Annotated in this window: 30 protein-coding genes and 1 riboswitch; of the genes, 13 read left to right on the forward strand and 17 right to left on the reverse strand. The window is 72.0% G+C overall.

Annotated features, from left to right (window positions below):
- Position 1: 1 nt before the first annotated feature.
- Both ACIP4Y_RS11455 and bioB read right to left on the reverse strand, forming a co-directional pair.
- Complete coding sequence (locus ACIP4Y_RS11455; RefSeq protein WP_358643810.1) at positions 2-1,282, reverse strand: adenosylmethionine--8-amino-7-oxononanoate transaminase; 1,281 nt, start codon at positions 1,280-1,282, stop codon at positions 2-4.
- Complete coding sequence (gene bioB, locus ACIP4Y_RS11460; protein WP_401391014.1) at positions 1,275-2,474, reverse strand: biotin synthase BioB; 1,200 nt, start codon at positions 2,472-2,474, stop codon at positions 1,275-1,277. The genes ACIP4Y_RS11455 and bioB overlap by 8 nt, the downstream gene beginning before the upstream one ends.
- A 147-nt stretch (positions 2,475-2,621) precedes the next feature.
- On the opposite strand from bioB, the gene ACIP4Y_RS11465 reads away from it, so the two are divergent.
- Positions 2,622-3,749, forward strand: a complete 1,128-nt coding sequence (locus ACIP4Y_RS11465; RefSeq protein ID WP_401391017.1) for an 8-amino-7-oxononanoate synthase — start codon at positions 2,622-2,624, stop codon at positions 3,747-3,749.
- Positions 3,750-3,806: 57 nt separating this feature from the next.
- Here the strand turns inward: ACIP4Y_RS11465 and ACIP4Y_RS11470 are convergent, their stop codons facing one another.
- Both ACIP4Y_RS11470 and ACIP4Y_RS11475 read right to left on the reverse strand, forming a co-directional pair.
- Complete coding sequence (locus ACIP4Y_RS11470; protein WP_401391020.1) at positions 3,807-4,028, reverse strand: DUF397 domain-containing protein; 222 nt, start codon at positions 4,026-4,028, stop codon at positions 3,807-3,809.
- A 9-nt stretch (positions 4,029-4,037) separates the two neighbouring features.
- Positions 4,038-4,898, reverse strand: a complete 861-nt coding sequence (locus ACIP4Y_RS11475) for a helix-turn-helix domain-containing protein (RefSeq protein ID WP_401391023.1) — start codon at positions 4,896-4,898, stop codon at positions 4,038-4,040.
- A gap of 213 nt (positions 4,899-5,111) precedes the next feature.
- Here ACIP4Y_RS11475 and ACIP4Y_RS11480 point away from each other — a divergent pair, with 213 nt between their 5' ends.
- Complete coding sequence (locus ACIP4Y_RS11480) at positions 5,112-5,567, forward strand: ATP-binding protein (protein ID WP_401391025.1); 456 nt, start codon at positions 5,112-5,114, stop codon at positions 5,565-5,567.
- Between the two features lie 54 nt (positions 5,568-5,621).
- Here the strand turns inward: ACIP4Y_RS11480 and ACIP4Y_RS11485 are convergent, their stop codons facing one another.
- On the reverse strand, positions 5,622-6,545 hold the full coding sequence (locus tag ACIP4Y_RS11485; protein ID WP_401391028.1) for a LysR family transcriptional regulator: 924 nt from the start codon (positions 6,543-6,545) through the stop codon (positions 5,622-5,624).
- Positions 6,546-6,629: 84 nt separating this feature from the next.
- Here ACIP4Y_RS11485 and ACIP4Y_RS11490 point away from each other — a divergent pair, with 84 nt between their 5' ends.
- A complete protein-coding gene (locus tag ACIP4Y_RS11490) occupies positions 6,630-7,247 on the forward strand; it encodes a LysE family translocator (RefSeq protein ID WP_358643796.1) in 618 nt (205 codons plus the stop codon).
- A 7-nt stretch (positions 7,248-7,254) separates the two neighbouring features.
- Here ACIP4Y_RS11490 and ACIP4Y_RS11495 read toward each other — a convergent pair whose 3' ends face one another.
- From ACIP4Y_RS11495 to ACIP4Y_RS11505, 3 genes are all read right to left on the reverse strand, one after another.
- Complete coding sequence (locus tag ACIP4Y_RS11495; RefSeq protein WP_401391032.1) at positions 7,255-7,728, reverse strand: C40 family peptidase; 474 nt, start codon at positions 7,726-7,728, stop codon at positions 7,255-7,257.
- A 3-nt stretch (positions 7,729-7,731) separates the two neighbouring features.
- A riboswitch (cyclic di-AMP (ydaO/yuaA leader) is annotated at positions 7,732-7,964 on the reverse strand.
- 341 nt (positions 7,965-8,305) lie between these two features.
- Positions 8,306-8,611 (reverse strand): hypothetical protein, encoded by a 306-nt coding sequence (locus ACIP4Y_RS11500; protein ID WP_014671287.1) that lies wholly within the window; start codon positions 8,609-8,611, stop codon positions 8,306-8,308.
- A 7-nt stretch (positions 8,612-8,618) separates the two neighbouring features.
- Positions 8,619-9,254, reverse strand: coding sequence for an ATP-dependent Clp protease proteolytic subunit (locus ACIP4Y_RS11505; protein ID WP_358643930.1), 636 nt, complete (start codon positions 9,252-9,254; stop codon positions 8,619-8,621).
- 86 nt (positions 9,255-9,340) lie between these two features.
- Between ACIP4Y_RS11505 and ACIP4Y_RS11510 the strand changes: the two genes are divergently transcribed.
- The 8 genes from ACIP4Y_RS11510 to ACIP4Y_RS11545 all read left to right on the forward strand — a co-directional run bounded on the left by ACIP4Y_RS11510 (position 9,341) and on the right by ACIP4Y_RS11545 (position 16,128).
- Positions 9,341-9,619 (forward strand): type II toxin-antitoxin system Phd/YefM family antitoxin, encoded by a 279-nt coding sequence (locus ACIP4Y_RS11510; RefSeq protein ID WP_401391036.1) that lies wholly within the window; start codon positions 9,341-9,343, stop codon positions 9,617-9,619.
- 227 nt (positions 9,620-9,846) lie between these two features.
- A complete protein-coding gene (locus ACIP4Y_RS11515) occupies positions 9,847-10,149 on the forward strand; it encodes an urease subunit gamma (RefSeq protein ID WP_208030953.1) in 303 nt (100 codons plus the stop codon).
- 10 nt (positions 10,150-10,159) lie between these two features.
- Entirely contained in the window at positions 10,160-10,471 is a 312-nt protein-coding gene (locus ACIP4Y_RS11520) for an urease subunit beta (protein WP_401391040.1), read from the forward strand.
- The gene (locus ACIP4Y_RS11525; RefSeq protein WP_401391043.1) at positions 10,464-12,185 is read left to right on the forward strand and encodes an urease subunit alpha; all 1,722 of its coding nucleotides are present in this window, start codon (positions 10,464-10,466) and stop codon (positions 12,183-12,185) included. Before ACIP4Y_RS11520 ends, ACIP4Y_RS11525 begins: the two co-directional genes overlap by 8 nt.
- Positions 12,186-12,195: 10 nt before the next feature.
- Positions 12,196-12,870 carry an urease accessory protein UreF gene (locus ACIP4Y_RS11530; protein WP_401391046.1) on the forward strand — a complete coding sequence of 225 codons (675 nt, stop codon included), beginning with the start codon at positions 12,196-12,198 and terminating at the stop codon, positions 12,868-12,870.
- Between the two features lie 81 nt (positions 12,871-12,951).
- Positions 12,952-13,629, forward strand: a complete 678-nt coding sequence (gene ureG / locus ACIP4Y_RS11535; protein ID WP_401391049.1) for an urease accessory protein UreG — start codon at positions 12,952-12,954, stop codon at positions 13,627-13,629.
- Positions 13,617-14,420, forward strand: coding sequence for an urease accessory protein UreD (locus ACIP4Y_RS11540; RefSeq protein WP_401391052.1), 804 nt, complete (start codon positions 13,617-13,619; stop codon positions 14,418-14,420). The genes ureG and ACIP4Y_RS11540 overlap by 13 nt, the downstream gene beginning before the upstream one ends.
- A gap of 112 nt (positions 14,421-14,532) precedes the next feature.
- Positions 14,533-16,128: an alpha/beta hydrolase gene (locus ACIP4Y_RS11545; RefSeq protein WP_401391054.1), complete on the forward strand. Its 1,596-nt coding sequence runs from the start codon at positions 14,533-14,535 to the stop codon at positions 16,126-16,128.
- Between the two features lie 63 nt (positions 16,129-16,191).
- On the opposite strand, the gene ACIP4Y_RS11550 is transcribed toward ACIP4Y_RS11545, so the two are convergent.
- Positions 16,192-17,202: an NAD-dependent epimerase/dehydratase family protein gene (locus tag ACIP4Y_RS11550; RefSeq protein ID WP_401392486.1), complete on the reverse strand. Its 1,011-nt coding sequence runs from the start codon at positions 17,200-17,202 to the stop codon at positions 16,192-16,194.
- A gap of 70 nt (positions 17,203-17,272) precedes the next feature.
- A complete protein-coding gene (locus ACIP4Y_RS11555; RefSeq protein WP_358643778.1) occupies positions 17,273-17,995 on the reverse strand; it encodes a lysophospholipid acyltransferase family protein in 723 nt (240 codons plus the stop codon).
- A 120-nt stretch (positions 17,996-18,115) separates the two neighbouring features.
- Between ACIP4Y_RS11555 and ACIP4Y_RS11560 the strand changes: the two genes are divergently transcribed.
- Both ACIP4Y_RS11560 and ACIP4Y_RS11565 read left to right on the forward strand, forming a co-directional pair.
- A complete protein-coding gene (locus ACIP4Y_RS11560) occupies positions 18,116-18,517 on the forward strand; it encodes a DUF6153 family protein (protein ID WP_401391057.1) in 402 nt (133 codons plus the stop codon).
- A gap of 93 nt (positions 18,518-18,610) precedes the next feature.
- On the forward strand, positions 18,611-19,246 hold the full coding sequence (locus ACIP4Y_RS11565) for a DUF305 domain-containing protein (RefSeq protein WP_401391058.1): 636 nt from the start codon (positions 18,611-18,613) through the stop codon (positions 19,244-19,246).
- Positions 19,247-19,298: 52 nt separating this feature from the next.
- Here the strand turns inward: ACIP4Y_RS11565 and rocD are convergent, their stop codons facing one another.
- The 7 genes from rocD to ACIP4Y_RS11600 form a co-directional block, all read right to left on the reverse strand.
- Positions 19,299-20,516, reverse strand: coding sequence for an ornithine--oxo-acid transaminase (gene rocD / locus ACIP4Y_RS11570; protein WP_401391061.1), 1,218 nt, complete (start codon positions 20,514-20,516; stop codon positions 19,299-19,301).
- Positions 20,516-21,325, reverse strand: a complete 810-nt coding sequence (ddaH, locus tag ACIP4Y_RS11575; RefSeq protein ID WP_401391063.1) for a dimethylargininase — start codon at positions 21,323-21,325, stop codon at positions 20,516-20,518. Before ddaH ends, rocD begins: the two co-directional genes overlap by 1 nt.
- Before the next feature lie 152 nt (positions 21,326-21,477).
- Positions 21,478-21,963 carry an Lrp/AsnC family transcriptional regulator gene (locus ACIP4Y_RS11580; protein ID WP_208030937.1) on the reverse strand — a complete coding sequence of 162 codons (486 nt, stop codon included), beginning with the start codon at positions 21,961-21,963 and terminating at the stop codon, positions 21,478-21,480.
- A 37-nt stretch (positions 21,964-22,000) separates the two neighbouring features.
- The gene (locus tag ACIP4Y_RS11585) at positions 22,001-22,168 is read right to left on the reverse strand and encodes a hypothetical protein (RefSeq protein ID WP_358644387.1); all 168 of its coding nucleotides are present in this window, start codon (positions 22,166-22,168) and stop codon (positions 22,001-22,003) included.
- An 82-nt stretch (positions 22,169-22,250) separates the two neighbouring features.
- A complete protein-coding gene (locus tag ACIP4Y_RS11590) occupies positions 22,251-23,201 on the reverse strand; it encodes a cytochrome c oxidase assembly protein (protein WP_401391068.1) in 951 nt (316 codons plus the stop codon).
- A 128-nt stretch (positions 23,202-23,329) separates the two neighbouring features.
- Positions 23,330-24,355, reverse strand: a complete 1,026-nt coding sequence (locus tag ACIP4Y_RS11595; RefSeq protein ID WP_358644390.1) for a 6-phosphofructokinase — start codon at positions 24,353-24,355, stop codon at positions 23,330-23,332.
- A 227-nt stretch (positions 24,356-24,582) separates the two neighbouring features.
- Positions 24,583-25,311, reverse strand: a complete 729-nt coding sequence (locus tag ACIP4Y_RS11600) for a type 1 glutamine amidotransferase (RefSeq protein ID WP_208030933.1) — start codon at positions 25,309-25,311, stop codon at positions 24,583-24,585.
- Between the last annotated feature and the right edge of the window lie 21 nt (positions 25,312-25,332).

Raw genomic sequence — 25,332 nt, forward strand, 5'->3', positions numbered from 1 at the left:
GTCATCCCTCCCGCGCCGCGGCGCACACCGCGCGCGCGATCCGTGCCACGTCCTCGTCCGAGGTGACGTACGGCGGCATCGTGTAGATCAGGTCGCGGAACGGGCGCAGCCACACGCCCTCCCGTACGGCGGCGTCGGTCGCGGCCTGCATGTCCACCGCGTGGTCGAGCTGGACCACCCCGATGGCCCCGAGGACGCGGACGTCGCGCACCCCGGCGAGGTCGCGCGCCGGCGCCAGACCCTCACGCAGGCCCGTCTCGATCCGCTTGACCTCGGCGAGCCAGTCCTGCCCGAGGAGCAGCTCGATGGAGGCGCAGGCCACGGCCGCCGCCAGCGGGTTGCCCATGAACGTGGGGCCGTGCGCGAGCACCGGCACCTCGCCCCGCGAGATGCCGTCGGCGACCCGCGCGGTGCACAACGTGGCCGCCATCGTCAGATAGCCGCCGGTCAGCGCCTTGCCCACGCACATCACGTCCGGGCTGACGGCCGCGTGCTCCGCCGCGAACAGCGCGCCGGTACGGCCGAAACCGGTGGCGATCTCGTCGAACACCAGCAGCACGTCGTGCGCGTCGCACGCCTCGCGCAGCACCCGCAGATACGCGGGGGAGTGGAAGCGCATGCCGCCGGCACCCTGCACCACCGGCTCCACGATCACCGCGGCCAGCTCGTCCGCGTGCCGCCCGATCAGCTCGCGCAGATGCTCCGCGTACGACTCCTCGTACGCGGCGGGCGGCGCGTCTGCGAACACCTGGCGCGGCAGCACACCGGTCCACAGCTCGTGCATCCCGCCCTGGGGGTCGCACACCGACATCGGCTGCCAGGTGTCGCCGTGGTAGCCGCCCCGCCAGGTCAGCAGCCGCTGCTTCTCCGGCCGGCCGAGCGAACGCCAGTACTGCAGGCACATCTTCACGGCGACCTCGACCGACACCGACCCCGAGTCGGCCAGGAACACATGCTCCAGCCCGTCGGGCGACAAGTCGACAAGGTGCTTCGCGAGCCGGACGGCGGGCTCGTGCGTGAGCCCGCCGAACATGACGTGGCTCATCCGCCCCAACTGCGCGCGCACGGCCTCGTCGAGCACCGGGTGGCCGTAGCCGTGGATGGCCGACCACCACGACGACATGCCGTCGACCAGTTCGCCGGAGCCGTCGGCCAGCCGCAGTCGGACCCCGCTCGCCGCCTCCACGACGAGCGGTTCCACGCGCCCGGGCATCGGACCGTACGGATGCCACACATGCCGCCGGTCCAGCTCCAGCAGCTCCGGCACACCCAGGTCAGGCATTGGGCGCGAGGTCCGTTCCGGCGCCCCGGCGGCGGACCGCGACCAGATCGGTGCGCGGCTCGGCGGCCGTGGCGACAGCCGCCGCCGTACCGCAGACGCCGCCGCCCTCGTGCGACCCGCAGCCCGCGCCCTCGTGCGAGCCGCAGCCCGCCTCGGCGTGCGACCCGCAGCCGCCCCCGACGGCCGCCGCCCGGTGCTCCGGCAGCGTCACCTCGTCGGCGCCCTCCACCTCGAAGCCGGCGTCCGCGATCATCTCCAGGTCGGCCTTGCCGGCCTGGCCCTCGCTGGTCAGGTAGTCACCGAGGAAGATGGAGTTGGCCAGGTGCAGCGCCAGCGGCTGCATCGTGCGCAGGTGGACCTCGCGGCCGCCCGCGATGCGGACCTCCACGTCCGGGCAGACGAACCGGACCATCGCCAGGATCCGCAGGCAGCGCTGCGGGGTGAGGTTCCACTCCTTGGCCAGCGGGGTGCCCTCGAAGGGGATCAGGAAGTTCACCGGCACCGAGTCCGGGTCCAGCTCGCGCAGCGAGAACACCACGTCGACCAGGTCCTCGTCGGTTTCGCCCATGCCCGCGATCAGACCCGAACAGGCGGACAGACCGGCCGCGTGCGCCTTCTGCACCGTGTCCACCCGGTCGGCGTACGTGTGGGTGGTCGTGATGTCCCCGTACGTCCCCTCGGACGTGTTGAGGTTGTGGTTGTAGGCGTCCGCGCCGGCCTCGCGCAGCCGTTCGGCCTGCCCGTCGGAGAGCAGGCCGAGGCAGGCGCACACCTCGACGTCCTCGTTCTGCTCCTTGATGGCCTTGATGGTCTGCGAGACCCGGTCCACGTCCCGGTCCGTCGGACCGCGCCCGCTGGCCACCAGGCAGACCCGCTTGGCACCGCCCGCGAGACCCGCGGCGGCGGCCTGGGAGGCCTCGTCCGGCTTGAGCCAGGTGTACTTCAGGATGTCGGCCTTGGAGCCGAGCCGCTGGGAGCAGTACGAGCAGTCCTCGGGGCACAGGCCCGACTTGAGGTTGACCAGATAGTTGAGTTTCACCCGGCGCCCGAACCAGTGCCGGCGCACCTTGCCGGCCGCGGCCACCACGTCGAGCAGGTCGTCATCGGAGGTGGCCAGCACGGCGAGCGCTTCCTCGCGGGTCGGCAGCTCGCGCCGAAGCCCCTTGTCCACCAGCGTGTTCAGCAGGTCCATGAGCCCTGATCCTGTCTTACGGGACCGCCCCGGGCCAAGGAGACTTCGCACAACAGAGCCGGTTCACCGTGTGGGTATTGCCACACACTGGGCGGCTGGTCGTGCCGCTAGGGTCTGTCCGCTACCTACAAAAGGACCGGAGGACCCATGGCGTTCGGCTGGATCGACGAGCAGGCCGAGGCGCGCCGCCGCGCCGGACTCGTGCGCACCCTGCGCCCGCGCCCCGCCGACTCGCCGCTGCTGGATCTGGCGAGCAACGACTACCTGGGCCTGGCCCGCCATCCGGAGGTCACCGAGGGCGCGGCCGCGGCCGCCCGGACCTGGGGCGGCGGCTCCACCGGCTCCCGGCTGGTCACCGGCACCACCGGGCTGCACACGGAGCTGGAGCGCGCGCTCGCGGAGTTCTGCGGCTTCGAGGCGGCCCTGGTGTTCTCCTCCGGGTACGCCGCCAACCTGGCCGCGGTCACCGCGCTCGGCCCGCACGGCTCGCTGATCGTGTCCGACGCGGGCAACCACGCCTCCCTCATCGACGGCTGCCGGCTCGCCCGCGGCGAGCGGCAGGTCGTCGGCCACGCAGATCCCGAGGCCGTGCGCAAAACCTTGGCGGCGCACGAGGGCCCGGCGATCGTCGTGTCCGACACGGTGTTCTCCGTCGACGGCGACAAGGCCCCGCTGGCCGCGCTGGCCGAAGCCTGCCGCGAGTACGGCGCGGGACTGGTCGTGGACGACGCGCACGGACTGGGCGTACTGGGTGACGGCGGCCGGGGCGCGCCGTACGCGGCCGGGCTGGCGGGCGCCGAGGACGTGGTGGTCACGGCCACCCTGTCCAAGTCGCTGGGCAGTCAGGGCGGGGTGGTGCTGGGCCCGGCCCGGGTGATCGACCACCTGGTCAACGCGGCCCGGACGTTCATCTTCGACACGGGTCTGGCGCCGGCGGCGGCCGGTGCCGCGCTGGCGGCGCTGCGGCTGCTGGAGCGCGAGCCCGGTCGGGCGGCGCGGGCCCGGGAGGTGGCCGCGGAGCTTCACGCACGGCTGACCGCCGCGGGTCTGGAGGCGGTGCGTCCGGACGCCGCGGTGGTCTCCGTGCGGGCTCCGTCCCCGGAGCAGGCGGTGCGCTGGGCGGCCGACTGCCGTACGGCAGGCCTGGCCGTGGGCTGTTTCCGCCCTCCCTCCGTGCCCGACGGCATCTCGCGGCTGAGGCTGACCGCCCGCGCGGACCTCTCCGGGGCGGAGATCGAACGCGCTGTACGAGTCATCGGCGAAACGCGACCATGAGTCGGCGTGACACGGCCGTGCGTCGCCTGAAAATGGTCAGATACTGATCGACTTTGATCAGAGTGCGGTCAGGAAGCCCGTCCAGCTCGCGTGGGAGAAGAGCAGGGCGGGTCCGGCCGGCTGCTTCGAGTCGCGCACGGCGAGCAGTCCGGCCGCGGGGCCGGAGCGCGGCCGTGCCGTCTCCACGCAGTTGTTGGCTCCCGTGCTGTAGCTGCTGCGCAGCCAGCGCACGTCGTGCAGGTCGGTACTGGCAGGGACGTTCCGAGGCAGTGCTGACATGGTGCCTCCTTACGCGCCGTCACCTATCCCGGCGATGTAGTCCAACGATTCCTCGGGGGAAAGGGCGTGGAACTGAAGGGTTTTGAAGGCCTCGGAGTAGGCCATGAGGTCTTCTTTCCGTTCCAGGTAGAGGCTACTCGTCAACTGGTCGAGAACAACCACATCCAGATCAGAAGTGCTCGGAAATGAGAAGATAACGAAAGGCCCGGTGAGGCCGACATGCGCTCCCGCGGCGAACGGCAGGACCTGCAGCCGTACCTGGGGCAGGCGGGCCGCCTCCATCAGCCGCTCCAGCTGCCGGGCCATCACCTCCGGACCGCCCACCTCGCGGCGCAGCACCGCCTCGTCCAGTACGGCGCTCAGCACCAGCGGCGGGTCCGAACGGAGCACGTGCTGCCTGGCCAGACGCACCTCCACCAGCGTGTCCAGGCGCTCCTCGTCCAGGTCCTTCACGGCCGCCCGGGTCACCGCGCGGGCGTACTCGGCGGTCTGCAGCAGCCCGGGCACGACCGTGGTCTCCAGGGTGCGCATGGCGCTGGCCTGCGACTCCAGGCTGATGAAATCGCGGTACGTCGGCGGCAGCACCCCGCGGTAGGCGTGCCACCAGCGGTGCCGGCCGCCCGCGTCCTCCGACCCCGCCAGCATCAGCAGCAACTCGCGCAGATGTCTGTCCCGCACCCCGTAGGCGTCGAGCAGTAACCGGAGATCGGCCGGTTTCACACCGCTGGCGCCGGTCTCGATGCGGCTCACCTTCGACTGGTGCCAGCCGACCAGCCGGGCCGCGTCACCGCTCGTGAGCCCGGCGCCGGTACGCAGCGTGCGCAGTTCGGCGCCCAGTTTGCGGCGCCGCACCGCCGGACCGTTCTGCATGGGCTTCTCCTTACTCCTTCCGGGCCGCCCACATACGGTCTCGCGTCGCAGAGTTCACCGCTTCGGGCGACAGATATATGCATATCTTGGTGGATCGCACCCCGTGACCGGCCCGTTGGTGGCAGTCTGGCGAACAAGCACCAGTCCGGGACCGTACTCGAACCCCCCGCCGTCTGTCGGACCGCGGTCCCGTGGGAAAGGGACGACGTCGCCATGGCAGACCACCTGGAAGCATCCGTCACTCTGCCGAGCGATCCCGCCTCGGTCTCCGCCGCCCGCTCCTACGTCGTGGGCACCCTGGCGGAGTGGGGCCTGCCGTCGGACACCGAGACGGCCGACACCGTCCGGCTCATCGTCTCCGAACTCGCCACGAACGCCGTACAGCACACCTTCGGACAGTCACCCACCTTCACGGTCGACATCGCGCTGCACCATGACGAACACCTGCGCATCGGCGTCACGGACAGCCACCCCCGCTTCCCGAAGAGACTGCCCGCCGCCGTCCAGCAGGACAACGGGCGCGGCATGGTCATCATCCGCTGGCTCACCGCCGAGTGCGGCGGCAGACTCCGTATCCGCCCCACCCGCGAGGGCGGCAAGACGGTCTCCATCGAACTTCCCTGGACCATCCCGGCCGCACCGGTCCCGGCGGGCCGGCAGGAGCCGTAGCCCCCGGACGGGCCACGCCGGTGCTGCCAGGCCCTGGTCCTCGGGCCGGCGCGCTCAGCCGCCCGTACGTCTCCCCGCCCGCCCGAACACCCCCCGCAGCAGCGCGCGAAAGGCGTCCGCAGCCGGATTCGTCTCCTCCGCGCGGTACGCCACCGAGATCGTCCGCCGCAGCCGGCCACCCTCCAGCGGCCGCACCCCGACCGGCGTGGTCGCGGTCCGCGCCACCATCTCCGGTACGACCGCCACCCCCAGCCCGGCACTGACCAGCGCGCACACCACGGCATAACCGGGGGTCGGCACCAGCAGCGCCGGCGTGGCACCCGCCTCGGCGAGCAGGGCCTCGATCTGCTGCCGGGCCTGATGGTGCGGCGCCATGCTGATCAGCGGCTGTCCGGCCAGCTCCGCCAGCGGCAGCCGGGACGAGGCACTGCCGAGCGCGTGCCCCGGCGCGGTCACCAGCACCAACTCCTCCACCAGCACCGGCTCCAGCCGCACCGCCGCCGGCACCGGGACGGGCTCGGCCGGGTGGTAGGTGTGGGTGAGCGCCAGGTCCACCTCGCCGGCCGCCACCGCGGTGACCCCGGCCGGCGGGTCGTAGTCCGCCACCGACAGGCGTACGTCGGGATGCGCCCGGCGGAACGCGCTCAGCGCCGGCGGCAGCAGATGCACCCCGGCGGTCGGGAAGGTGCCGAGCCGCAGCGCACCGCCGGTGAGCCCGGTCAGCCGCGCCAGTTCGTGCCGGGCCCGCTCCAGCTCGTCGAGCACCCGCCGGGCGTGCGCCACCAGCACCTCGCCCGCCTCGGTCAGCCGGGCCCCGCGGTGGTGGCGCACCAGCAGCGCCGTGCCCGCCTCCCGCTCCAGCTTGGCCAGCTGCTGGGAGAGGGCGGGCGGCGTGTAGCCGAGCCGGTCGGCGGCCCGGGTGATCGAGCCGGCCTCCGCGACCGCCACGAGCGCGGCGAGCCGGGTCGGGTCGTACATGGGCCCAGCCTAAAGCAGTGCTTAAGGCCGGCCTACTTGATTCCAAATACCTGCTGAAGGCTCTGCCGGGGCAGGCTGGGCGGCATGGACGGACAGCTCATCGCCTTCACCGGGATCGCCGCCGGCCTGGTCGCCATGCCGGGCGCGGACTTCGCCGTGGTCGTACGCAACGCACTCGTCTCGCGCCGGGCCGGAGCGGTCTGCGGGCTCGGTATCGCCGGCGGGCTCCTGGTGCACACCACGCTGGCGGTGGCCGGCGTCGCGGCCGTCCTGGTCGCCGTACCCGCGCTGTTCCGGGGGCTGCAGCTGCTCGGCGGCGCCTATGTGCTGCACCTCGGAGTGCGCGCCCTGTGGACGCTGCGGCGGTCCCCCCGGGCCCTCGAGGAGACCGCGGCCGGAGCCGCCCACCCGCTCCGGCAGGGGTTCGTCACCAACGTGCTCAATCCGAAGGCCTCGCTGACCTTCCTGAGCCTGCTGCCGCAGTTCGTGCCCGCGGGCAGCCCCGCCCTGCCCCGGACCCTGCTGCTCGCGCTGATCGTCTGCGCGCTGGCGCTGGCCTGGTTCCAGCTGGTCGCCCTGCTGGTGGAGCGGCTCGGCAGCCGGCTCCGCCGGCCCCGGGCCGCCCGTGGGCTTCAGGCGGGCACCGGGGTGGCGCTGACGGCGCTGGGAGCGGCCCTGCTGCTGGAGCCGCTCCTGGCCTGACGGCGGGTCAGCTGACCCGGCCGTACCAGACGCTCTTCGTCCAGATCTTCTGGAGCTTCACCACGTCCCCGGTCTTGGGGGCGTGCCAGATCTTGCCGTGGCCGGCGTAGATGCCCACGTGGTAGACGTACGAACCCGAGTGGAAGAAGACCAGGTCGCCCGCCTTGCGGCTTCTGGCGGAGATGTGGTGCGTCTTGTTGTACTGCTGGGCGGCGGTGCGCGGCAGCTTCTTGCCGGCCTTCTTGTAGGAGTAGAGCGTCAGCCCCGAGCAGTCGAACCTGCGCGGTCCGGTCGCTCCCCACGAGTAGGGGGCGCCCTTCTTGGAGGCCGCGACCTTGAGTGCTTTCGTCGCCATGGTCGCGGCGGATGCGTCGGTCGCGAGACCGGGCACCGCGATCGAGCCGCCCACGGCGGCGAGGGTGAGGGCCGAGGCCGTGCCGGCCCGGGCCATCAGCGACGGGACACGATTGAGCGCAGTCATGCGCAACCCTTCGTCAGCCGCCTGTGAAGGATGACCTGTCGGATTCGGGCTGGCGAAGTTGCCCGGCCGCGTTGCCGCGGCTTCACCCCAAGGGCTGCTCGGAGCCTGACGCCCGTCCGTGTGGAACAGACGCACATCCGGTCCGGCGACCCGTCTTGCTTGGGTCCTCCACTCCTGCCGATCCACTCCTGTCGACCGGTCATCCGGGCGGCGGCAGGACTCGGCGTCCGCCCGGACCGCCCCGCCGCGGTGGCGGGGGCTTGTCGTCAGTCAGGGATCTTGACTCACTACTGTCTGAAAATCCCAATGGAATCGGGGATTTGTGGCGTTACTCACCACTCACCCGTTCGGGTGGACACTGCTCTGTTCGAGCCTCCGTCAAGTCCCGGGCGTAGCCCGCGACCTGGGACGAAGCGCCTCCCGGCGGCGCATGGATCCGCGCGCCGCGCAACTCGGGAGGCCCGGAAAACGATCAGCATGTCCACCGGTCGGCGGTACGTCGTTCGGGGCGTTTCATCTCCCGTCCGAACGGCGCGCGTCGACACCCGGGATCCCCCGGGCCGGACGGGTGTCCGCCTCAGCCGACGCCGTCCGGCGGGAGCGCGACGCGAGCGGCCCGGCGCTCACCGTCCAGTACCCGCAACGCCCGTGCCAGCGTGTCCCCGTGCAGCTCCGTCTCGCCCCGCTGGTGCATCAGCGCGAGCGCGTCCCGCAGCTCTGCCGCCTTGCGCACCAGGGCCTGGGCCGCACGCAGCCCGCGGTAGGTGTCCCCGGGCCGGGCCGGGTTGATACGGCCCAGCAGGTCGACGGCCTCCAGGTAACGGTCGATCAACTCGCCCTCGGCCCGGGTCAGCGCGGGCAGTGGCGGAAGGTCCGGCAGCACGGGCGGCTCACCTCGCGTCCGGTGCGCCGGGCGTGTTCCGGCGGCCGGGCACGATGCCGTCCACCAGGCCGTAGGCGACGGCCCCGGCGGCGTCCAGGATCAGGTCACGATCGAGGTCCTCGTGGACCTGCTCGGCCGTGCGCCCCGTGTGCCGGACGAGCATCCGCTCCAGCGTCGCCCGGATGCGGACCAACTCCCCGGCCTGGATGAGCAGGTCGCTGGGCTGGCCGCGCACCGGCTCCGGCAGCCCGGGCTGCTCGATCACCATACGGGCGCCGGGCAGCGCGAACCGTTTGCCCGGGGCGCCGGCCGCGAGCAGCACCGCGGCCGAGGCGTCGGCCCGGCCCAGGCAGTAGGTCGCCACGTCACAGCTGACGTACTGCATCGTGTCGTAGATCGCCGCCATGGCGTCGAAGGAGCCGCCCGGCGAGTTCACGTACAGCGTGATGTCCCGGTCGGGCGCCGCGTGTTCCAGGTACATCAGCTGCGCGGTCACATCGCTCGCCGCCGCGTTGTCCACCGGTGTGCCGAGGAAGACGATCCGGTCCTCGAAGAGCTTCGCGTACGGATCGAGCGTGCGGACGGCGTTCCCGGTGCGCTCGCTGAACTCGGGCAGCACATGGCGGGCGGCCGGTCGGTGCATGGACATACCCCTCCTCATGACGAAGCCCCGGAGGGCTCGACTTCTGTAAAAAATGTACAGGACGTACGTGACGTTATGATGGGGGTATGGCCTACGAGATTCCGGTGACGCAAGCCAGGGCTGAACTCGCCGACCTGATCAACCGCGTCGTGTACGGCGGTGAGCGCGTCGTCGTGACCCGGCACGGCAAGCCGCTGGTCGCGTTGGTCTCGGCCGCCGACCTGGAACGGCTCGACGCGCTGGACGAGCCGGCCGAGGAGCAGGTCATCAGCTCGGTGTCCCGCGTCCACGAGGCCGGTTCCGTACCCCGCGACCAGCAGCGCTTCGGGATCGCGGCGGAGCACCGCCGGCCCGGCGCGTCCTGAGCCGCCCCGTCTCCGGCGGAACCCATCGACCGGTCATGGGCCGATCAAGGTCTGGTTAACGTCGTTGAAACTCCGGCGCTCTAGCCTGCCGATCCACGCCACCAGGGGTTTCTCTGCCCGGATTGACGAAGATCCGGGGATTTGTCTGTGTGTTACACCTGTCCCCGTCGTGGTGGCTGCGGCAACCGGACCCCGCACGGTCCGGAGCAAGGACTGTGAGGTGGGACGTGCAACTGACCCCGCACGAGCAAGAGAGGCTGCTGATCCACGTGGCGGCCGACGTGGCCGAGAAGCGCAGGGCCCGCGGGCTCAAGCTCAACCACCCGGAAGCGGTCGCCCTCATCACGTCGCACATCCTGGAGGGCGCGCGCGACGGCCGCACCGTCGCCGAACTGATGTCCTCCGGCCGCAAGATCCTCACCAGGGACGACGTCATGGACGGTGTCCCGGAGATGATCCACGACGTCCAGGTCGAGGCCACCTTCCCGGACGGCACCAAGCTCGTCACCGTCCACGAGCCGATCATCTGAGGGGGCCGCGATGATTCCCGGAGAGATCCTGTTCGCGGACGACCCCGTCGTCTGCAACGCGCGCCGCGAGGTCACCCGGCTGACCGTCCTCAACGCCGCCGACCGGCCGGTCCAGGTCGGCTCCCACTACCACTTCGCCGAGGCCAACCCGGGCCTGGAGTTCGACCGCGCCGCCGCCCGCGGCAAGCGGCTGAACGTCGCCGCGGGTACGGCCGTCCGCTTCGAGCCGGGGATCCCCGTGGAGATCGAGCTCGTCCCGCTGGCCGGCGCCCGGATCGTGCCGGGACTGCGCGGGCAGACCGGAGGTGCCCTCGATGCCTGAGATCTCCCGCGCCGCCTACGCCGACCTGTTCGGCCCCACCACCGGCGACCGGATCCGGCTCGCCGACACCGACCTGCTGATCGAGATCGAGGAGGACCGCTCCGGCGGTCCCGGCGGCTCCGGCGACGAGGCGGTCTTCGGCGGCGGCAAGGTCATCCGCGAGTCCATGGGCCAGTCCCGCGCGACCCGCGCCGAGGGCACCCCCGACACCGTGATCACCGGCGCCGTCGTCGTCGACCACTGGGGCATCGTCAAGGCCGACGTCGGCATCCGCGACGGCCGGATCACCGCCCTCGGCAAGGCGGGCAACCCGGACACCATGGACGGCGTCCACCCGGACCTCGTCATCGGCCCCGAGACCGAGATCATCGCGGGCAACGGGCGGATCCTCACCGCCGGCGCCATCGACGCGCACGTGCACTTCATCTGCCCCCAGGTCGCCGACGAGGCGCTGTCCTCCGGCATCACCACCCTGGTCGGCGGCGGCACCGGCCCGGCCGAGGGCTCCAAGGCCACCACCGTCACCCCCGGCCCCTGGCACCTGGCCCGGATGCTGGAGGCGATGGAGGCCTACCCGGTCAACGTCGGCTTCCTCGGCAAGGGCAACACCGTCAGCCACGAGGCGATGCTCTCCCAGATCCGCGGCGGCGCCGTCGGCCTGAAACTGCACGAGGACTGGGGCTCCACGCCGGCCGTCATCGACGCCGCGCTCACGGTCGCCGACCGCACCGGCATCCAGGTCGCCATCCACACCGACACCCTGAACGAAGCGGGCTTCGTCGGCGACACCCTCGCCGCGATCGCGGGCCGGGGCATCCACTCGTACCACACCGAGGGCGCCGGCGGCGGCCACGCCCCCGACATCATGACGGTCGTCTCGCAGCCGAACGTGCTGCCCAGCTCCACCAACCCGACCCGACCCTTCACCGTCAACACGACCGAGGAACACCTCGACATGCTGATGGTGTGCCACCACCTCAACCCCGCCGTCCCCGAGGACCTCGCCTTCGCCGAGTCCCGGATCCGGCCGTCCACCATCGGCGCGGAGGACATCCTCCACGACCTCGGCGCGATCTCGATCATCTCCTCCGACTCCCAGGCCATGGGACGGGTGGGCGAGGTCGTCCTGCGGACCTGGCAGACCGCGCACGTCATGAAGCGCCGGCGGGGCGCGCTGCCCGGCGACGGCCGCGCCGACAACCACCGGGTACGGCGCTATGTCGCCAAGTACACGATCAACCCGGCACTCGCCCAGGGCCTCGCCGCAGAGATCGGCTCCGTCGAGACCGGCAAGCTCGCCGACCTGGTGCTCTGGGAGCCCGCGTTCTTCGGGGTCAAGCCGCTCCTCGTCATCAAGGGCGGACAGATCGCGTACGCGCAGATGGGCGACGCCAACGCCTCCATCCCCACCCCGCAGCCGATCCTGCCCCGCCCGATGTACGGCGCGATCGGCCGGGCCCCGGCCGCCAACTCCGTCAACTTCGTGGCCGGCCTGGCGATCGAGGACGGGCTGCCGGAGCGGCTGGAACTCGGCAAGCGGTTCGCGGCGATCGAGTCCACGCGCGCGGTCACCAAGGCGGACATGCGGGAGAACGACGCCCTGCCGGACGTCCGCGTCGACCCCGACAGCTTCGCCGTGCACATCGACGGCGAACTGGTCGAGGCCGCGCCGGCCGCCGAACTGCCCATGGCCCAGCGCTACTTCCTCTTCTGATGGCGGCGTGATGTCACGGGCAGCACTCCTCGTCCTGGCCGACGGCCGCTTCCCCGCCGGAGGGCACGCGCACTCCGGCGGGGCGGAGGCCGCCGTCAAGGCCGGCCGCATCACCGACGCCGCGAGCCTGGAAAACTTCTGCCGGGGCCGGCTGCACACCGCCGGGCTCGTCGCGGGGGCCCTCGCGGCGGCGGCCGTGCTCGGCGCCGACCCCGCCGAGCTGGACGCTGCGGCCGACGCCCGCACCCCGTCCCCGGCCCTGCGGGCCGCCGCGCGGCGCCTCGGCCGGCAGCTGCTGCGGGCCGCCCGGGCGACCTGGCCGTCTGCCGAACTCGACGCGGTGGCCCGGCAGTTCACCAAGGGAGCCCATCAGCCGGTGGTGCTCGGCCTCGCCGCCCGCGCGGCCGGACTCGGGCCCGAGGACGCGGCGCACTGCGCGGCGTACGAGAGCGTCAGCGGACCGGCGACGGCCACCGTGCGGCTGCTGAGCCTCGACCCGTTCGACGCGACCGGGGTTCTCGCCCGGCTGGCCCCCGAACTGGACCGTGTCGCGGACGCCGCGGTGGAGGCGGCGCACAGGGTGGCCGACGAGGGCGCCGACGCCTTGCCGGCGGCCTCGGCGCCGCTGCTGGAGGTCATGGCCGAGGCGCACGCCGCCTGGCCCGTGCGGCTGTTCGCGTCCTGACCCCGCCCACCCGCCGAACCCACTTCCCCGGAAGAACAGTGGTCCTCGCCCGCACCGGGCCACGCGCACAAGGAGCCGTACATGCACCTCGACCACGCCCACTCCGGCCCCGCCGCCGTCAGCGCGGACGCCAGCCGTCCCGACGGAACCCGCCGTGCCCTGCGCATCGGGCTCGGCGGCCCCGTCGGGTCCGGCAAGACCGCCACCGTCGCCGCGCTCTGCCGGGCACTGCGCGACGAGCTGTCCCTCGCGGTCGTCACCAACGACATCTACACCCGTGAGGACGCCGAGTTCCTGCTCCGGGAGGCCGTGCTGCCGCCCGAGCGGATCACCGCCGTCGAGACGGGCGCCTGCCCGCACACGGCGATCCGCGACGACATCTCCGCCAACCTCGAAGCCGTGGAGGACCTGGAGGACGCGGTCGGCCCGCTCGACCTGATCCTCGTGGAGTCCGGCGGAGACAACCTCACCGCCACCTTCTCCAAGGGTCTCGTCGACGCCCAGATCTTCGTCATCGACGTGGCCGGCGGCGACGACATCCCGCGCAAGGGCGGCCCCGGCGTCACCACCGCCGACCTGCTGGTCGTCAACAAGACCGACCTCGCCCCGTACGTCGGCTCCGACCTGGCCCGGATGGCCGCCGACGCCAAGGCTCAGCGGGCCGAACTCCCCGTCGTCTTCCAGTCGCTGCGCGGCGAGAGGGGGGTAGCGGACGTGGCCGCGTGGGTCCGCGAGCTGCTCGCCGCGTGGACGGCGTGACCGTCACCGGGGTCCGGGCGAGCGCCCGGATCGTCGCCCGCGCCGACGGCCGCGGCGGTACGGCCCTGCCCGTCCTGGACGGCGAGGGCCCGCTGGCGCTGCGCCGCACCCGGTCGACCGGACCCGGGACGAAGGTCATGGTCGTCGGCGCGATGAGCGGACCGCTCGGCGGCGACCGCTTCACGCTGTCCGCCCGGGTGGAGGAGGGCGCCCGGCTGCACGTCGGATCGGCCGCCGCCACCCTCGCCCTGCCGGGCCAGGCCAAGGGCGAAGCGCGCTACGACGTCCGGCTCGACGTGGCCGACGGGGCCGAACTGCACTGGCTGCCCGAGCAGTTGATTTCCGCCGACGGCAGCGACCTGCGCGTCACCACGCGGGCCGAACTCGGCGCCGGTGCCCGGCTCGTGCTGCGTGAGGAGCAGGTGCTGGGGCGGACCGGGGAGCAGCCCGGCCGGCTCACCAGCCGGCTCACCGTGCGGGTGGCGGGCCGCACCGTACTGGACCAGGAGCTGTCCTGCGGCCCCGGCGCCCCGGGCGGCTGGGACGGGCCGGCGGTGCTGGCCGGGTGCCGTGCGGTGGGCCAACTCGTCGTGGTGTGCCCCGAGTTCGCGGAGTCCGCGGTCGAGGCGCAGGTCCTGGGGGAGTGCGCGGCCCTGATCCCGCTGGCCGGCCCGGCGGTCCTGGTCAGTGCCATCGCGCCGGACGCCTTGCGCCTGCGGCGGCTCCTGGACGCGGCGCTGACCAGGCTCGGCCGAGCCGAGTCCGAAAAACGGCCTGCGGCACGAACATGATCATCCGGTTATCGGATTGGTAAAGAAGCCCGGCAAACCCTGTTCTCGGCGGCCTCACAGCCGAGAGGATCCCCGCCTGACCACTCACAGCGAGGTACGGGGAGGGGCCCACTTGAGGGAGAACAGACCGAAGAGCCGCCTGTTGGCACTCGGTTCCGCCGGAGCACTCGTCACCGCCACTCTGATCGCCGGCGTGGTGTCGGCGCCCACCGCCGGCGCCGTCGGGCGCACCGCGCCGGACCGGGAGGCCAAGGGCGCGGCGGTAGCCGCCGCCCGCGCCGCCAAGGCGGGCATCAAGTGGCACGACTGCCCGGCCGACTGGGGGCTGGAGAAGCCCATCCAGTGCGGCTGGGTCAGCGTGCCGCTCGACTACGCCCACCCCCACGGCAAGCAGATCAAGCTCGCCGTGGACCGCATCGGCAACACCGGCACCAAGAAGGAGCGCCAGGGCGCGCTCGTCTACAACCCGGGCGGTCCCGGCGGCTCCGGTCTGCGCTTCCCGCGCCGGGTCACCACCAAGAACGCCATCTGGGCGAACGTCGCCAAGGCCTACGACTTCGTCGGCTTCGACCCGCGCGGCGTCGGTCACTCGACGCCCATCTCCTGCGTCGACCCGCAGGAGTTCGTCAAGGCGCCCAAGATGGACCCGGTGCCGGACAGCCAGGCCGACAAGAACGCGCAGCGCAAGCTGGCCCGCGAGTACGCGGACGGCTGCGCCGAGCGCAGCGGCGCCATGCTGCCGCACATGACCACGCCGAACACCGCCCGTGACCTGGACGTCATCCGCGCCGCGCTGGGCGAGAAGAAGCTCAACTACCTCGGCGTCTCCTACGGCACCTACCTCGGTGCCGTCTACGGCACCCTCTTCCCGGGCCACCTGCGCCGCATGATCGTGGACAGCGTGGTCAACCCCTCGCGGGAGAAGATCTGGTACCAGGCCAACCTGGACCAGGACGTCGCCTTCGAGGGCCGCTGGAAGGACTGGCAGGACTGGGTCGCCGCCAACGACGCCGCCTTCCACCTCGGCACCACCCGCGCCGCCGTCCAGGCCAAGTGGCTCGAACTGCGGGCCGCCGCGAAGAAGCACCCGATCGGCGGGGTCGTCGGCCCGGCCGAGCTGATCTCCTTCTTCCAGGGCGCGCCGTACTACGACTCCTCGTGGGTGCCGGTCGCCACCGTGTTCAGCAAGTACTTCGCCGGTGACACCCAGGCGCTGGTCGACGCGGCCGCCCCGGACCTGTCGGACACCGCGGGCAACATCGCCGCGGAGAACGGCAACGCCGTCTACACGGCCGTCGAGTGCGCCGACGCCAAGTGGCCCACCAGCTGGCAGAAGTGGGACCGGGACAACACCCGGCTCAACAAGGCCTACCCGTTCCTGACCTGGGCCAACGCCTGGATGAACCTCCCGTGTGCCACCTGGTCGGCCAAGCAGCACACCCCGGTCGACGTCACGACCCACAAGGGCCTGCCGAAGGTCCTGATCGTGCAGTCCACGCGGGACGCCGCCACCCCGTACGACGGCGCCGTCGAACTGCACAAGCGCTTCAAGGGCTCCCGCCTGATCACCGAGAAGGACGCGGGCTCCCACGGCGTGACCGGCCTGGTCAACCCCTGCATCAACCAGCGCGTCGACGCCTACCTGCTCGACGGCACGCTGGACGGCAAGGACGTGACCTGCGCCCCGCACGCCACGCCCAAGCCGTAACCGCACCGGCACGGTGACGAGGGGCGGCCGGACTTCTCCGGCCGCCCCTCTGTCATGCGCCCGCTATGCGGTGCGCCAGGCGTCCTCCGCCGCATAGTCGAACAGGTCCGGGTAGACCCGGGCGAGCAGCGGGAAGGCCACCCGCCAGTCCCGCCCGCGCAGCGCACCGGTCAGCCACTCCACCGTCTCCGGCAGGCTCTCGGCGTACGACACCACCGGCCGGTAGCCCAGCTCCCGCCCGGCGGCGGACATGTCGAGCACCGCCGGCCGCGGCACCGACCACGGCGTCCGGCCGACGGAACCGGCCGGCGGCCCGTCGAGGTACGAGGTCCGGGTGGCCACCCCCATCACGGCGTCGATCGCCGCGCCGATCACGGCGACCGTCGGCGCGTCCGCGTCACAGGCGTTGAGCACCCGGGAGTCCGGCCGGGCCGCCGCCAGCCGCACCAGCTCGGCGATGTTCCGGGCACTCGCCGGATGGAACCGGCTCTCGCCCCGGTACGCCAGCACCCGGTTCCGCCGCCCGTCCAGATTGCGCTTGACGAAGTACAGTTCGCGCGGCAGCGGGCTGTGCGGCCCGTGCACCGCGCCCGCCCGCAGCACCGTGACCGGCACGCCGGCGCCGGAATCCAGCAGTTCCCGCTCCAGCGCGGCCTTGCGGGTGCTGTAGGTGGCCTCACCGGGAGCAACCGTCGGCTGTGTCTCGGGAATCGGCACCGGATAGTCCGGGAAGCCGTCCGGCTCGCCCATCGTGTCGAAGCCCCGCCCCGCGCCGTCCTCGTACACCGACACACTGGAGAGCACCACCGCCGAGCCGATCCGGTCCGCGAGCCGCGTCACCTGCCGCGCGTGCCCGGCGTCGTAGGCGACCACGTCGACCAGCAGGTCGCAGCCGTCGCCCACCACCGCGGCCAGGGCCGTGTCGTCGGCGCGGTCCAGCCGGACCGTCCGCACCCCCTCGTCCCACGCCGCGTCCCGGCCGCCGCCGCGTGAGGCGGCCGTCACCGCCCAGCCGTCCCGCGCCAGCGCCTCCACCACCGGACGCCCGATCTGCCCGCTCGCCCCGATCACCACAGCCGTCTTCATACGGCGAGCCTAGGCATCCGGCCCCGCCCCGCTGCCCTCCTTCTGCCGACGGCAGAGGTCAACTGAGCGGCGCCCGCGGGAACCTGCGCCTCAGGTTCTGCTCCGCAGCCTGCCGCTCCTTGACGACGGCCGCGTACTCGTCGACGTACTCCTGGCCGGACAGCGCCAGAATCGCGTACACGATCTCGTCGGTGACGGCCCGCAGCACGGTCTTCTCGTGCTCCATGCCGGCATAGCGGGAGAAGTCCAGGGGCTCGCCGAAGCGGATGGTGACGGGGCGGATCCTCGGGACGATCTTCCCGGGCGGCTGGGCCTCGAACGTGCCGATCATCGCGCACGGCACCACCGGGACCCCCGCCTTGAGGGCCATCACGGCGACCCCGACCTTGCCCTTGTACAGCCTGCCGTCGTGCGAACGCGTGCCCTCCGGGTAGATGCCGAGCAGTTCACCCTTGCGCAGCACCCCGAGGCCCTCTCGGATCGCGGCCTGCCCCGCCTCCTTGCCGGAGCGGTCCACCGGGATCTGCCCGGCGCTGCGGAAGAAGAACGCGGTGAGCCGGCCCTTCACTCCCGGGCCGGTGAAGTACTCCGCCTTGGCGAGGAAGGTGATACGACGTTTCAGAATCGCCGGCATCAGGAAGTGGTCGGAGAACGACAGGTGGTTCCCGGCGACGATCGCCGGCCCCGACGCGGGCACATGTTCCAGGCCTTCGATCCGGGGCCGGAAGACCACTCTGAGCAGTGGACCCAGGACCACGTACTTGAGCAGGTAGTAGAACACGGCTCGCCCCTCACTCCGCTTCGGCCGGTGTGAGTCATCTGTAACCGCCCGCGGCCCCGGTCATGCAGGCCCGGTGCGCCCTGCGTGGTGGTCCCTCCCGGTCACCGTACGATGTCCCCGATGACCGGCACCCGAGCGCACGCCCCGCGACCGCACCTGCGGCGGCGCCGCGCGCTGCTCGTGCTGGCCCTGCTGGCCGGGCTGCTCGGGATGCACGCCCTGGCGCCCGGCGGGGGCATGGCGCACGCCGGACACGCCCGGGCCGCGCACGGGTCGGTCGCCGTCACCGCGCCGGACGACTGCCCGGGCGGCGCCGGTCACTGCGGTGATCACCGGCTGCATCACGCCGACCCCGGTTGTGCCTCGGGCGCGCTGGACGGCGGCCCGCAGCTGTCCGCGCCGGCTCCCGACCCGGTGGCCGCCGCCGCGCCGGCCACCTGCCCGCGCTCGGCCCCGGCCACGGCACCGGACAGCGCCCGGGCCCCGCCCGACCTGGCCGAACTCCAACTCCTGCGGATCTAGAGGCCGCGCCGGCCGCCCGCCCTGCCGAAGCGCAGGTGCCGCGGTCGTGCTCACGCGTGCCCGAAATCCCTCCAGAACAGCAGGAGTTCCCGCATGACCCCCCGTTCCCTGACCCGCCGTTCCCTGACCCGCCGCGCCGCGCTCGCCACGGTTGTCCTGACCGGCGCCGTAGTTCTCACCGCCTGCGGCAGCAGCGACGACGGCAGCGCCAGCGGCGCCCACGGCACCCCCGCCACCCCGAGCGCGTCGGCCGCCGCGCACAACGCGCAGGACGTCGCCTTCGCGCAGGGCATGATCCCGCACCACCAGCAGGCCCTGGAGATGGCGCAGCTGGCCGCAGGCCGGGCCGCCTCGGCCCAGGTGAAGGACCTCGCCTCGCGCATCGAGAAGGCGCAGGACCCGGAGATCCGCACCATGACCGGCTGGCTGACGTCCTGGGGCGAGGACGTCCCCATGGCCGGCATGGACCACTCCGGCCACACCGGGATGTCGGGCATGTCCGGGATGATGAGCGAGGCCGACATGACGGCCCTGAAAAAGGCCACCGGGAAGGACTTCGACACCCGGTTCCTGACCCTGATGGCCGAACACCACCAGGGCGCCGTCGCGATGGCCACCACCGAGCAGGAGAAGGGCCGCTCCGGCGCCGCCAAGGCCCTGGCGGACGACATCGTCACCGCGCAGAACGCCGAGATCAAGGAGATGAAGCAGCTCCTCGGCAGCAAGTGACGGCACGGCGGGCGGGGGCCGGTGCCGCCACCGGCCCCCGCCCGCCCGTCCCTCAGCCCAGCACCTTCTCCAGCGCGGCCAGGGCGGACCGCAGCTCCTCCGCCGTGATGGTCAGCGGCGGCGCCAGCCGGATCGTGGAGCCATGGGTGTCCTTGGCCAGGACGCCCTCGCGCATCAGACGCTCACTGATCTCGCGGCCGGTGCCGAGCGCCGGGTCGACGTCCACGCCGGCCCACAGCCCGCGCGAGCGGAACCCGGTCACGCCCTTGCCCACCAGATCGGTCAGCCCGTCCCGCAGGAGCACGCCCAGCTCGGCCGCCCGGCGCTGGAACTCGCCGGTCTCCAGCAGCCCGACCACGGCCGTGCCGACCGCCGCCGCGAGCGGGTTGCCGCCGAACGTCGAGCCGTGCTCACCCGGGTGCAGCACGCCCAGCACCTCACGCCGGGCCACCACCGCCGACACCGGCACGATGCCGCCGCCCAGCGCCTTGCCGAGCAGCAGCACGTCGGGGACGACGTCCTCGTGCTCGACGGCGAGGGTACGGCCGGTGCGGCCGAGGCCCGACTGGATCTCGTCGGCGATGAACAGGCAGCCCCTGCGGCGGGTCAGCTCACGCACCCCGGCGAGATAGCCGTCGTCCGGGATGATCACACCGGCCTCGCCCTGGATGGGCTCGATCAGCACCGCCGCCGTGGTGTCGTCGACCGCCTCCTCCAGCGCCGCCAGGTCGTTGTACGGGACGACCTTGAAGCCGGGTGTGAACGGGCCGAAGCCGGCGCGGGCCGTCTCGTCCGTGGAGAAGCTGACGATGGTCGTCGTCCGGCCGTGGAAGTTCTCCGCCGCGACCACGATCGTCGCCTGCCCGGCAGGCACGCCCTTCACGTCGTACGCCCACTTGCGGGCCACCTTGATGCCGCTCTCCACCGCCTCCGCGCCGGTGTTCATCGGCAGCACCATGTCCAGGCCGGTCAGCTGCGTCAGCCGCTCGGCGAACTCCGCTAGCCGGTCGTTGTGGAAGGCGCGGGAGGTCAGCGTCAGCTGGTCGAGCTGGCGGTGGGCCGCCTCGATGAGCGCCGGGTGCCGGTGGCCGAAGTTGAGGGCCGAGTAGCCGGCCAGCATGTCGAGGTAGCGGTTGCCCTCGACGTCCTGCACCCAGGTGCCCTCGGCACGGGCCACGACCACGGGCAGCGGGTGGTAGTTGTGCGCGAGAACCGGCTCCTCCGCGCGGATCAGGTCGTCGGACGTACGCGTGCGCGCGGGTGCGGTCATCAGCGGATCTCCTGGGTGCAGCACTTGATGCCGCCGCCGGCCTTGTGGAACTCGGACAGGTCGACGGGGACGGGGACATAGCCGTGGTCGGTGAGGCGTTCGGCGAGCGCCTCGGCGCGGGGCGCGATGAAGACGTGCCGGCCGTCGGAGACGGAGTTCAGGCCGAACGCCATCGCGTCCTCGCGGGTGGCGAGCACCGCCTCCGGGTACAGCCGCTTGAGGACCTCCCGGCTGCCCGGCGAGAACGCCTCCGGGTAGTAGCAGATGTTGTCGTCGTCGAGGACGAACAGGGCGGTGTCCAGGTGGTAGAAGTACGGGTCCACCAGGGTCAGGCCGATCACCGGGTGGCCGAGGAACTCCTGCGCCTCCCGGTGCGCCTCGCGGGTGGTGCGGAACCCGGTGCCGGCGAGCACGTACCGGCCCGTCCACACCAGGTCGCCCTCGCCCTCGGTCACCGACTCGGGCCGGTAGACGTCGTAGCCGGCGGCCTTGAACCAGGTGTCGTAGTGCTCCGACTCCGGGCGGCGCTCCGGAGCGTGGAACAGGGAGCCGAAGACCCGGCCGCCGACGACGAACGCCGCGTTCGCGGCGAACACCATGTCCGGCAGGCCGGGGACCGGCTCGACGGCGTCGACGGTGTGGCCGTGGGACCGGTAGGCGCGGATCAGCGACTGCCACTGCTCCTGGGCCAGGTCCACGTCGACGGGCCGGTCGGGATGCATCCAGGGGTTGATCGCGTACTGGACGGCGAAGTGTCTGGGTTCACAGACGAGAAAGCGCCGGGAACGCGGCACACGACGGTCGGACACAGAGGGTTTCCTCCGCTTTCCTGTGTGTCACTGAGGGGTGACACCACGGTAGGAAGGAGGGAGACGGACGACAAGCGAGAAAAGCTGCGTAGATGTGCAGCATCGCTGCGTCTTCTCGCAGCTTCACGCACGTTGTCTGCGCGCTCCTGCTGTCATTCGGGGGCCGCGTGGGTGGCGCCCGCTTCCGGGCTTTCCGGGAGCAGGTGGGACAGCACCATCACACTGATCGTCTTCCGGATGAACGGTTCGGCGCGGATCCGCTCCAGCACCTCCTCGAAGTGCTCCACGTCCCGGGCGCGCACGTGCAGCAGCGCGTCGGCGCCGCCGGTCACCGTCATCGCCGCCGCGATCTCCGGATGGTTGCGGACGACCTCCGCCAGCCGCCGGGGCGGGGCCGCGCCCTCGCAGTACACCTCGACGTACGCCTCCGTACGCCAGCCCAGCGCGGACGGCTTGACGGTCGCCGTGAACCCGGTGATCACCCCGGTCTCGCGCAGCCGGTCCACCCGCCGTTTGACCGCCGTGGCGGACAGCCCGATCGCCGCTCCTATCTCGGCGAAGCTGGTCCGGGCGTTCGCCATGAGCGCGGTGATGATCTGGCGGTCCAGCTCGTCGAACGAGGGCGTCCTGCTGTTCATGCGGGCACTGTAGCCAGCCCCGCCCGGGCCGCGCGGCTCAGGACTGGGTGACGACCAGGGTGAGGGTCAGCAGCCCCAGCACCACCCATCCGAACCACAGCCAGCCGTTGCTGCCGAGCGCGACCGTGTAGGCGGTCACGAGGACCAGCCCGCCGACCGTGAGCGCCCCCATCGTCCTGGTGGAACCGTTCGTGGAACCGGGCATCGCGACACCCTCCTCATGGTCCGTCCCTCACCATGGTGCCCCGGATCCCGGGATACGGCGCCTGCCCGGACGATACGGCTGCTCAGCCCTCGCGCGCGTTCAGCGAGGCCAGATAGGCGTTGTACGCCTCCAGCTCCTTGTCGCCGTCCCGGTCGGCGGCCCGGTCCTTGCGCTTGGCCTGCCGCTGCTCGGAGCGGTACCACTGGAACAGCAGCGCGATCAGCACCAGCACCGACGGGATCTCGCTGAACGCCCAGGCGATACCGCCCGCCGCGCTCTGGTCGGACAGCGCCTCGATGCCGAGCGAGGCCGGCGGGTTCCGGAAGGTCTCCACCATCGGCGTCGACGCCATCATCAGCGCGATGCCGAAGAACGCGTGGAACGGCATGCCGGCGAACAGCTCCAGCATCCGCATCAGGTGACCGGGCCGGTTCGGGCCCGGGTCGACCCCGATGATCGGCCAGAAGAACACGACACCGACGGCGAGGAAGTGCACCATCATCGCGACGTGCCCGGTCTTCGAGCCCATCAGGAAGTCGAACAGCGGGGTGAAGTACAGGCCGTACAGGCTCGCGATGAACAGCGGGATGGTGAACGCCGGGTGCGTGATGATCTGCATGTACCGGCTGTGCAGCAGCATCAGCAGCAGCTCGCGCGGACCCTTGCGGCCCTTGCCGGCCGCCGGCAGCGCCCGCAGTGCCAGCGTGACCGGGGCGCCGAGCAGGATCAGGATCGGCGACAGCATGCTGATCACCATGTGCTGCACCATGTGCACGCTGAACATGACCATGCCGTAGTCGTTCAGCTTGGTGCACATCACCAGCGCGATCGTGAGCACGCCGACGACGTACGACACCGTACGCGACACCGGCCACGCGTCCCCGCGCCGCCGCAGCCGCACGACACCCCAGCCGTAGAGCGCCAGACCGGCGAGGCAGGCCACGAGGAAGAACGGGTCCGCCGACCACTGAAGACCCCGCCCCAGCGTGAACGGCGGCAGATCCATCATCATGCCGTGTCCGCTGTGATCCATCCGGCGGCTCCTGGTGCGTGGGGGTTGTGCGGTATCTGTCCACAGCTGTCTGTGTCCGCACCAAGAGTAGAACCGGCCCCGGTCACCGCTGTGACCGGGGCCGGTTCGTTCTCACCTGAACCACTGGGTCAGAGGACGCACTCCGCCTCGTCGTACCGCTCGGTGGGCACCGTCTTCAGCGTCTCCACCGCTTCCGCCAGCGACACCATCACGATGTCCGTCCCGCGCAGCGCCGTCATCCTGCCGAACTCGCCCCGGTGCACGGCCTCCACCGCGTGCCAGCCGAAACGGGTCGCCAGCACCCGGTCGTACGCGGTCGGCGTGCCGCCCCGCTGGACATGCCCGAGGATCACCGGCCGGGCCTCCTTGCCGAGCCGCTGCTCCAGCTCGACCGACAGCTGCCGGGCGATGCCGGCGAACCGCTCGTGGCCGTAGATGTCCTTGCCGCCCTCGTCGAACTCCATGGAGCCGGGCCGCGGCTTGGCCCCCTCCGCGGCGACCACGATGGCGAACCGCTTGCCCGCCTCGAACCGCTCGCCGACCTTCCGGGTCAACTCCTCGATGTCGAAGGGCCGCTCGGGTACGACGATGGCGTGCGCGCCGGCCGCCATGCCGGAGTGCAGCGCGATCCAGCCGGTGTGCCGGCCCATGACCTCCACGATCAGCACCCGCTGGTGCGACTCGGCGGTGGTCTTCAGCCGGTCCAGGGCCTCGGTCGCCACGGTCACCGCGGTGTCGAAGCCGAACGTGACATCGGTGACGGCGATGTCGTTGTCGATGGTCTTGGGCACGCCCACGATGGGCAGCCCGTTGTCCGACAGCAGCCGGGCCGCCTTCAGCGTGCCCTCGCCGCCGATCGGGATGATCGCGTCCAGGCCGAGTTCCGCGACATGGCCCCTGGCCCGCTCCACTCCGTCCCGCAGGTGCTCGGGGCGGACCCGGGAGGAGCCGAGGATGGTGCCGCCGCGGGCCAGGATGCCGCCGACGGCGTCGAGGTCGAGCTTCAGGTAGTCGCACTCCAGGAGGCCTTTCCAGCCGTCCCGGAAACCGATGACCTCGTCGCCGTGGTCGGCGACGGCACGGTGCACGACGGACCGGATGACGGCGTTCAGGCCGGGGCAGTCGCCGCCGGACGTGAGGACACCAATGCGCATAGCCCGAATACCTTCTCAACGTGGGCCGGGTAACCGGACCACGTTGTCCGGCGGATTCCCGGCCACCCTACCGGCGTGAGGGGGTGGCTCCGTAGCGGGCGTCCGCCTGCTGGACGCGCCCGCACATGTGAGCGGACGGACCGTCAGGCGGGCCCGCCGGAAGTCTGCCGGACCACGTTGAAATCCCGCTGAAGAACGGGTTACGCGGGCTGCTGCGCAGCTGTTGTCTACGCGGGCTGCTGCGCAGCCGCGATGCGCTCGTTGCGGAGCGCCTCGTACCAGCGGTCGTCGATCGGCGGCAGCGCGTTGACGTCCAGCGCCAGCTTCAGCAGCAGGTCGGCGATCAGCGGGTTACGGGCGAGCACCGGCCCGTGCATGTACGTGCCGAAGACCGTCCCGTTGTACGCGCCCTCCGTGCCGTCCCCGGTGCCGTTGCCCTTGCCGATCTGCACGCGGGCGAAGGGGCGGGCGGTGGGGCCGAGGTGGGTGACGCCCTGGTGGTTCTCGAAGCCGGTCAGCTGGGGCAGGCCGAGCTGCGGGTCGATGTCGCCCAGCACGTCGCCGACGCACCGCTCGCCCTCGCCGCGCACCGACACCACGTCGAGCAGGCCGAGGCCCGGCTCGCGCTGGCCGAGGTCGTTGATGAACTCGTGGCCGAGGATCTGGTAGCCGGCGCAGACCGAGAAGACGATCGCGCCGTTCTCCACCGCCCGGTGCAGGTGCCCGTCGCGGCGCAGCCGCTCGGCCGCGAGCCGCTGCGGACGGTCCTCGCCGCCGCCGATCAGGTAGATGTCGCCGGAGGTCGGGATCGGCTGGTCGCTGCGCACGTCCAGCCGGGCCACGTCCAGGCCGCGCTGCCGGGCCCGGCGCTCCACGACGAGCGCGTTGCCCTGGTCGCCGTAGGTGCTCAGCAGGTCCGGGTAGATCCACACCAGCCGCAGTTGGTTGTCGCTCATGAGGTGATCGCCCTTCGAAGA

Origin of the sequence: Streptomyces sp. NPDC088810 (assembly GCF_044750305.1) — a bacterium.
Classification (GTDB): domain Bacteria; phylum Actinomycetota; class Actinomycetes; order Streptomycetales; family Streptomycetaceae; genus Streptomyces.

What these genes read in the sequence shown, in the direction of transcription:
- ACIP4Y_RS11455 (WP_358643810.1), bottom strand. Translation starts at nt 1,282, where the DNA reads ATGCCTGACCTGGGTGTGCCGGAGCTGCTGGAGCTGGACCGGCGGCAT.
- bioB (WP_401391014.1), bottom strand. Translation starts at nt 2,474, where the DNA reads ATGGACCTGCTGAACACGCTGGTGGACAAGGGGCTTCGGCGCGAGCTG.
- ACIP4Y_RS11465 (WP_401391017.1), top strand. Translation starts at nt 2,622, where the DNA reads ATGGCGTTCGGCTGGATCGACGAGCAGGCCGAGGCGCGCCGCCGCGCC.
- ACIP4Y_RS11470 (WP_401391020.1), bottom strand. Translation starts at nt 4,028, where the DNA reads ATGTCAGCACTGCCTCGGAACGTCCCTGCCAGTACCGACCTGCACGAC.
- ACIP4Y_RS11475 (WP_401391023.1), bottom strand. Translation starts at nt 4,898, where the DNA reads ATGCAGAACGGTCCGGCGGTGCGGCGCCGCAAACTGGGCGCCGAACTG.
- ACIP4Y_RS11480 (WP_401391025.1), top strand. Translation starts at nt 5,112, where the DNA reads ATGGCAGACCACCTGGAAGCATCCGTCACTCTGCCGAGCGATCCCGCC.
- ACIP4Y_RS11485 (WP_401391028.1), bottom strand. Translation starts at nt 6,545, where the DNA reads ATGTACGACCCGACCCGGCTCGCCGCGCTCGTGGCGGTCGCGGAGGCC.
- ACIP4Y_RS11490 (WP_358643796.1), top strand. Translation starts at nt 6,630, where the DNA reads ATGGACGGACAGCTCATCGCCTTCACCGGGATCGCCGCCGGCCTGGTC.
- ACIP4Y_RS11495 (WP_401391032.1), bottom strand. Translation starts at nt 7,728, where the DNA reads ATGACTGCGCTCAATCGTGTCCCGTCGCTGATGGCCCGGGCCGGCACG.
- ACIP4Y_RS11505 (WP_358643930.1), bottom strand. Translation starts at nt 9,254, where the DNA reads ATGCACCGACCGGCCGCCCGCCATGTGCTGCCCGAGTTCAGCGAGCGC.
- ACIP4Y_RS11510 (WP_401391036.1), top strand. Translation starts at nt 9,341, where the DNA reads ATGGCCTACGAGATTCCGGTGACGCAAGCCAGGGCTGAACTCGCCGAC.
- ACIP4Y_RS11520 (WP_401391040.1), top strand. Translation starts at nt 10,160, where the DNA reads ATGATTCCCGGAGAGATCCTGTTCGCGGACGACCCCGTCGTCTGCAAC.
- ACIP4Y_RS11525 (WP_401391043.1), top strand. Translation starts at nt 10,464, where the DNA reads ATGCCTGAGATCTCCCGCGCCGCCTACGCCGACCTGTTCGGCCCCACC.
- ACIP4Y_RS11530 (WP_401391046.1), top strand. Translation starts at nt 12,196, where the DNA reads ATGTCACGGGCAGCACTCCTCGTCCTGGCCGACGGCCGCTTCCCCGCC.
- ureG (WP_401391049.1), top strand. Translation starts at nt 12,952, where the DNA reads ATGCACCTCGACCACGCCCACTCCGGCCCCGCCGCCGTCAGCGCGGAC.
- ACIP4Y_RS11560 (WP_401391057.1), top strand. Translation starts at nt 18,116, where the DNA reads ATGACCGGCACCCGAGCGCACGCCCCGCGACCGCACCTGCGGCGGCGC.
- ACIP4Y_RS11565 (WP_401391058.1), top strand. Translation starts at nt 18,611, where the DNA reads ATGACCCCCCGTTCCCTGACCCGCCGTTCCCTGACCCGCCGCGCCGCG.
- rocD (WP_401391061.1), bottom strand. Translation starts at nt 20,516, where the DNA reads ATGACCGCACCCGCGCGCACGCGTACGTCCGACGACCTGATCCGCGCG.
- ACIP4Y_RS11580 (WP_208030937.1), bottom strand. Translation starts at nt 21,963, where the DNA reads ATGAACAGCAGGACGCCCTCGTTCGACGAGCTGGACCGCCAGATCATC.
- ACIP4Y_RS11585 (WP_358644387.1), bottom strand. Translation starts at nt 22,168, where the DNA reads ATGCCCGGTTCCACGAACGGTTCCACCAGGACGATGGGGGCGCTCACG.
- ACIP4Y_RS11590 (WP_401391068.1), bottom strand. Translation starts at nt 23,201, where the DNA reads ATGGATCACAGCGGACACGGCATGATGATGGATCTGCCGCCGTTCACG.
- ACIP4Y_RS11595 (WP_358644390.1), bottom strand. Translation starts at nt 24,355, where the DNA reads ATGCGCATTGGTGTCCTCACGTCCGGCGGCGACTGCCCCGGCCTGAAC.
- ACIP4Y_RS11600 (WP_208030933.1), bottom strand. Translation starts at nt 25,311, where the DNA reads ATGAGCGACAACCAACTGCGGCTGGTGTGGATCTACCCGGACCTGCTG.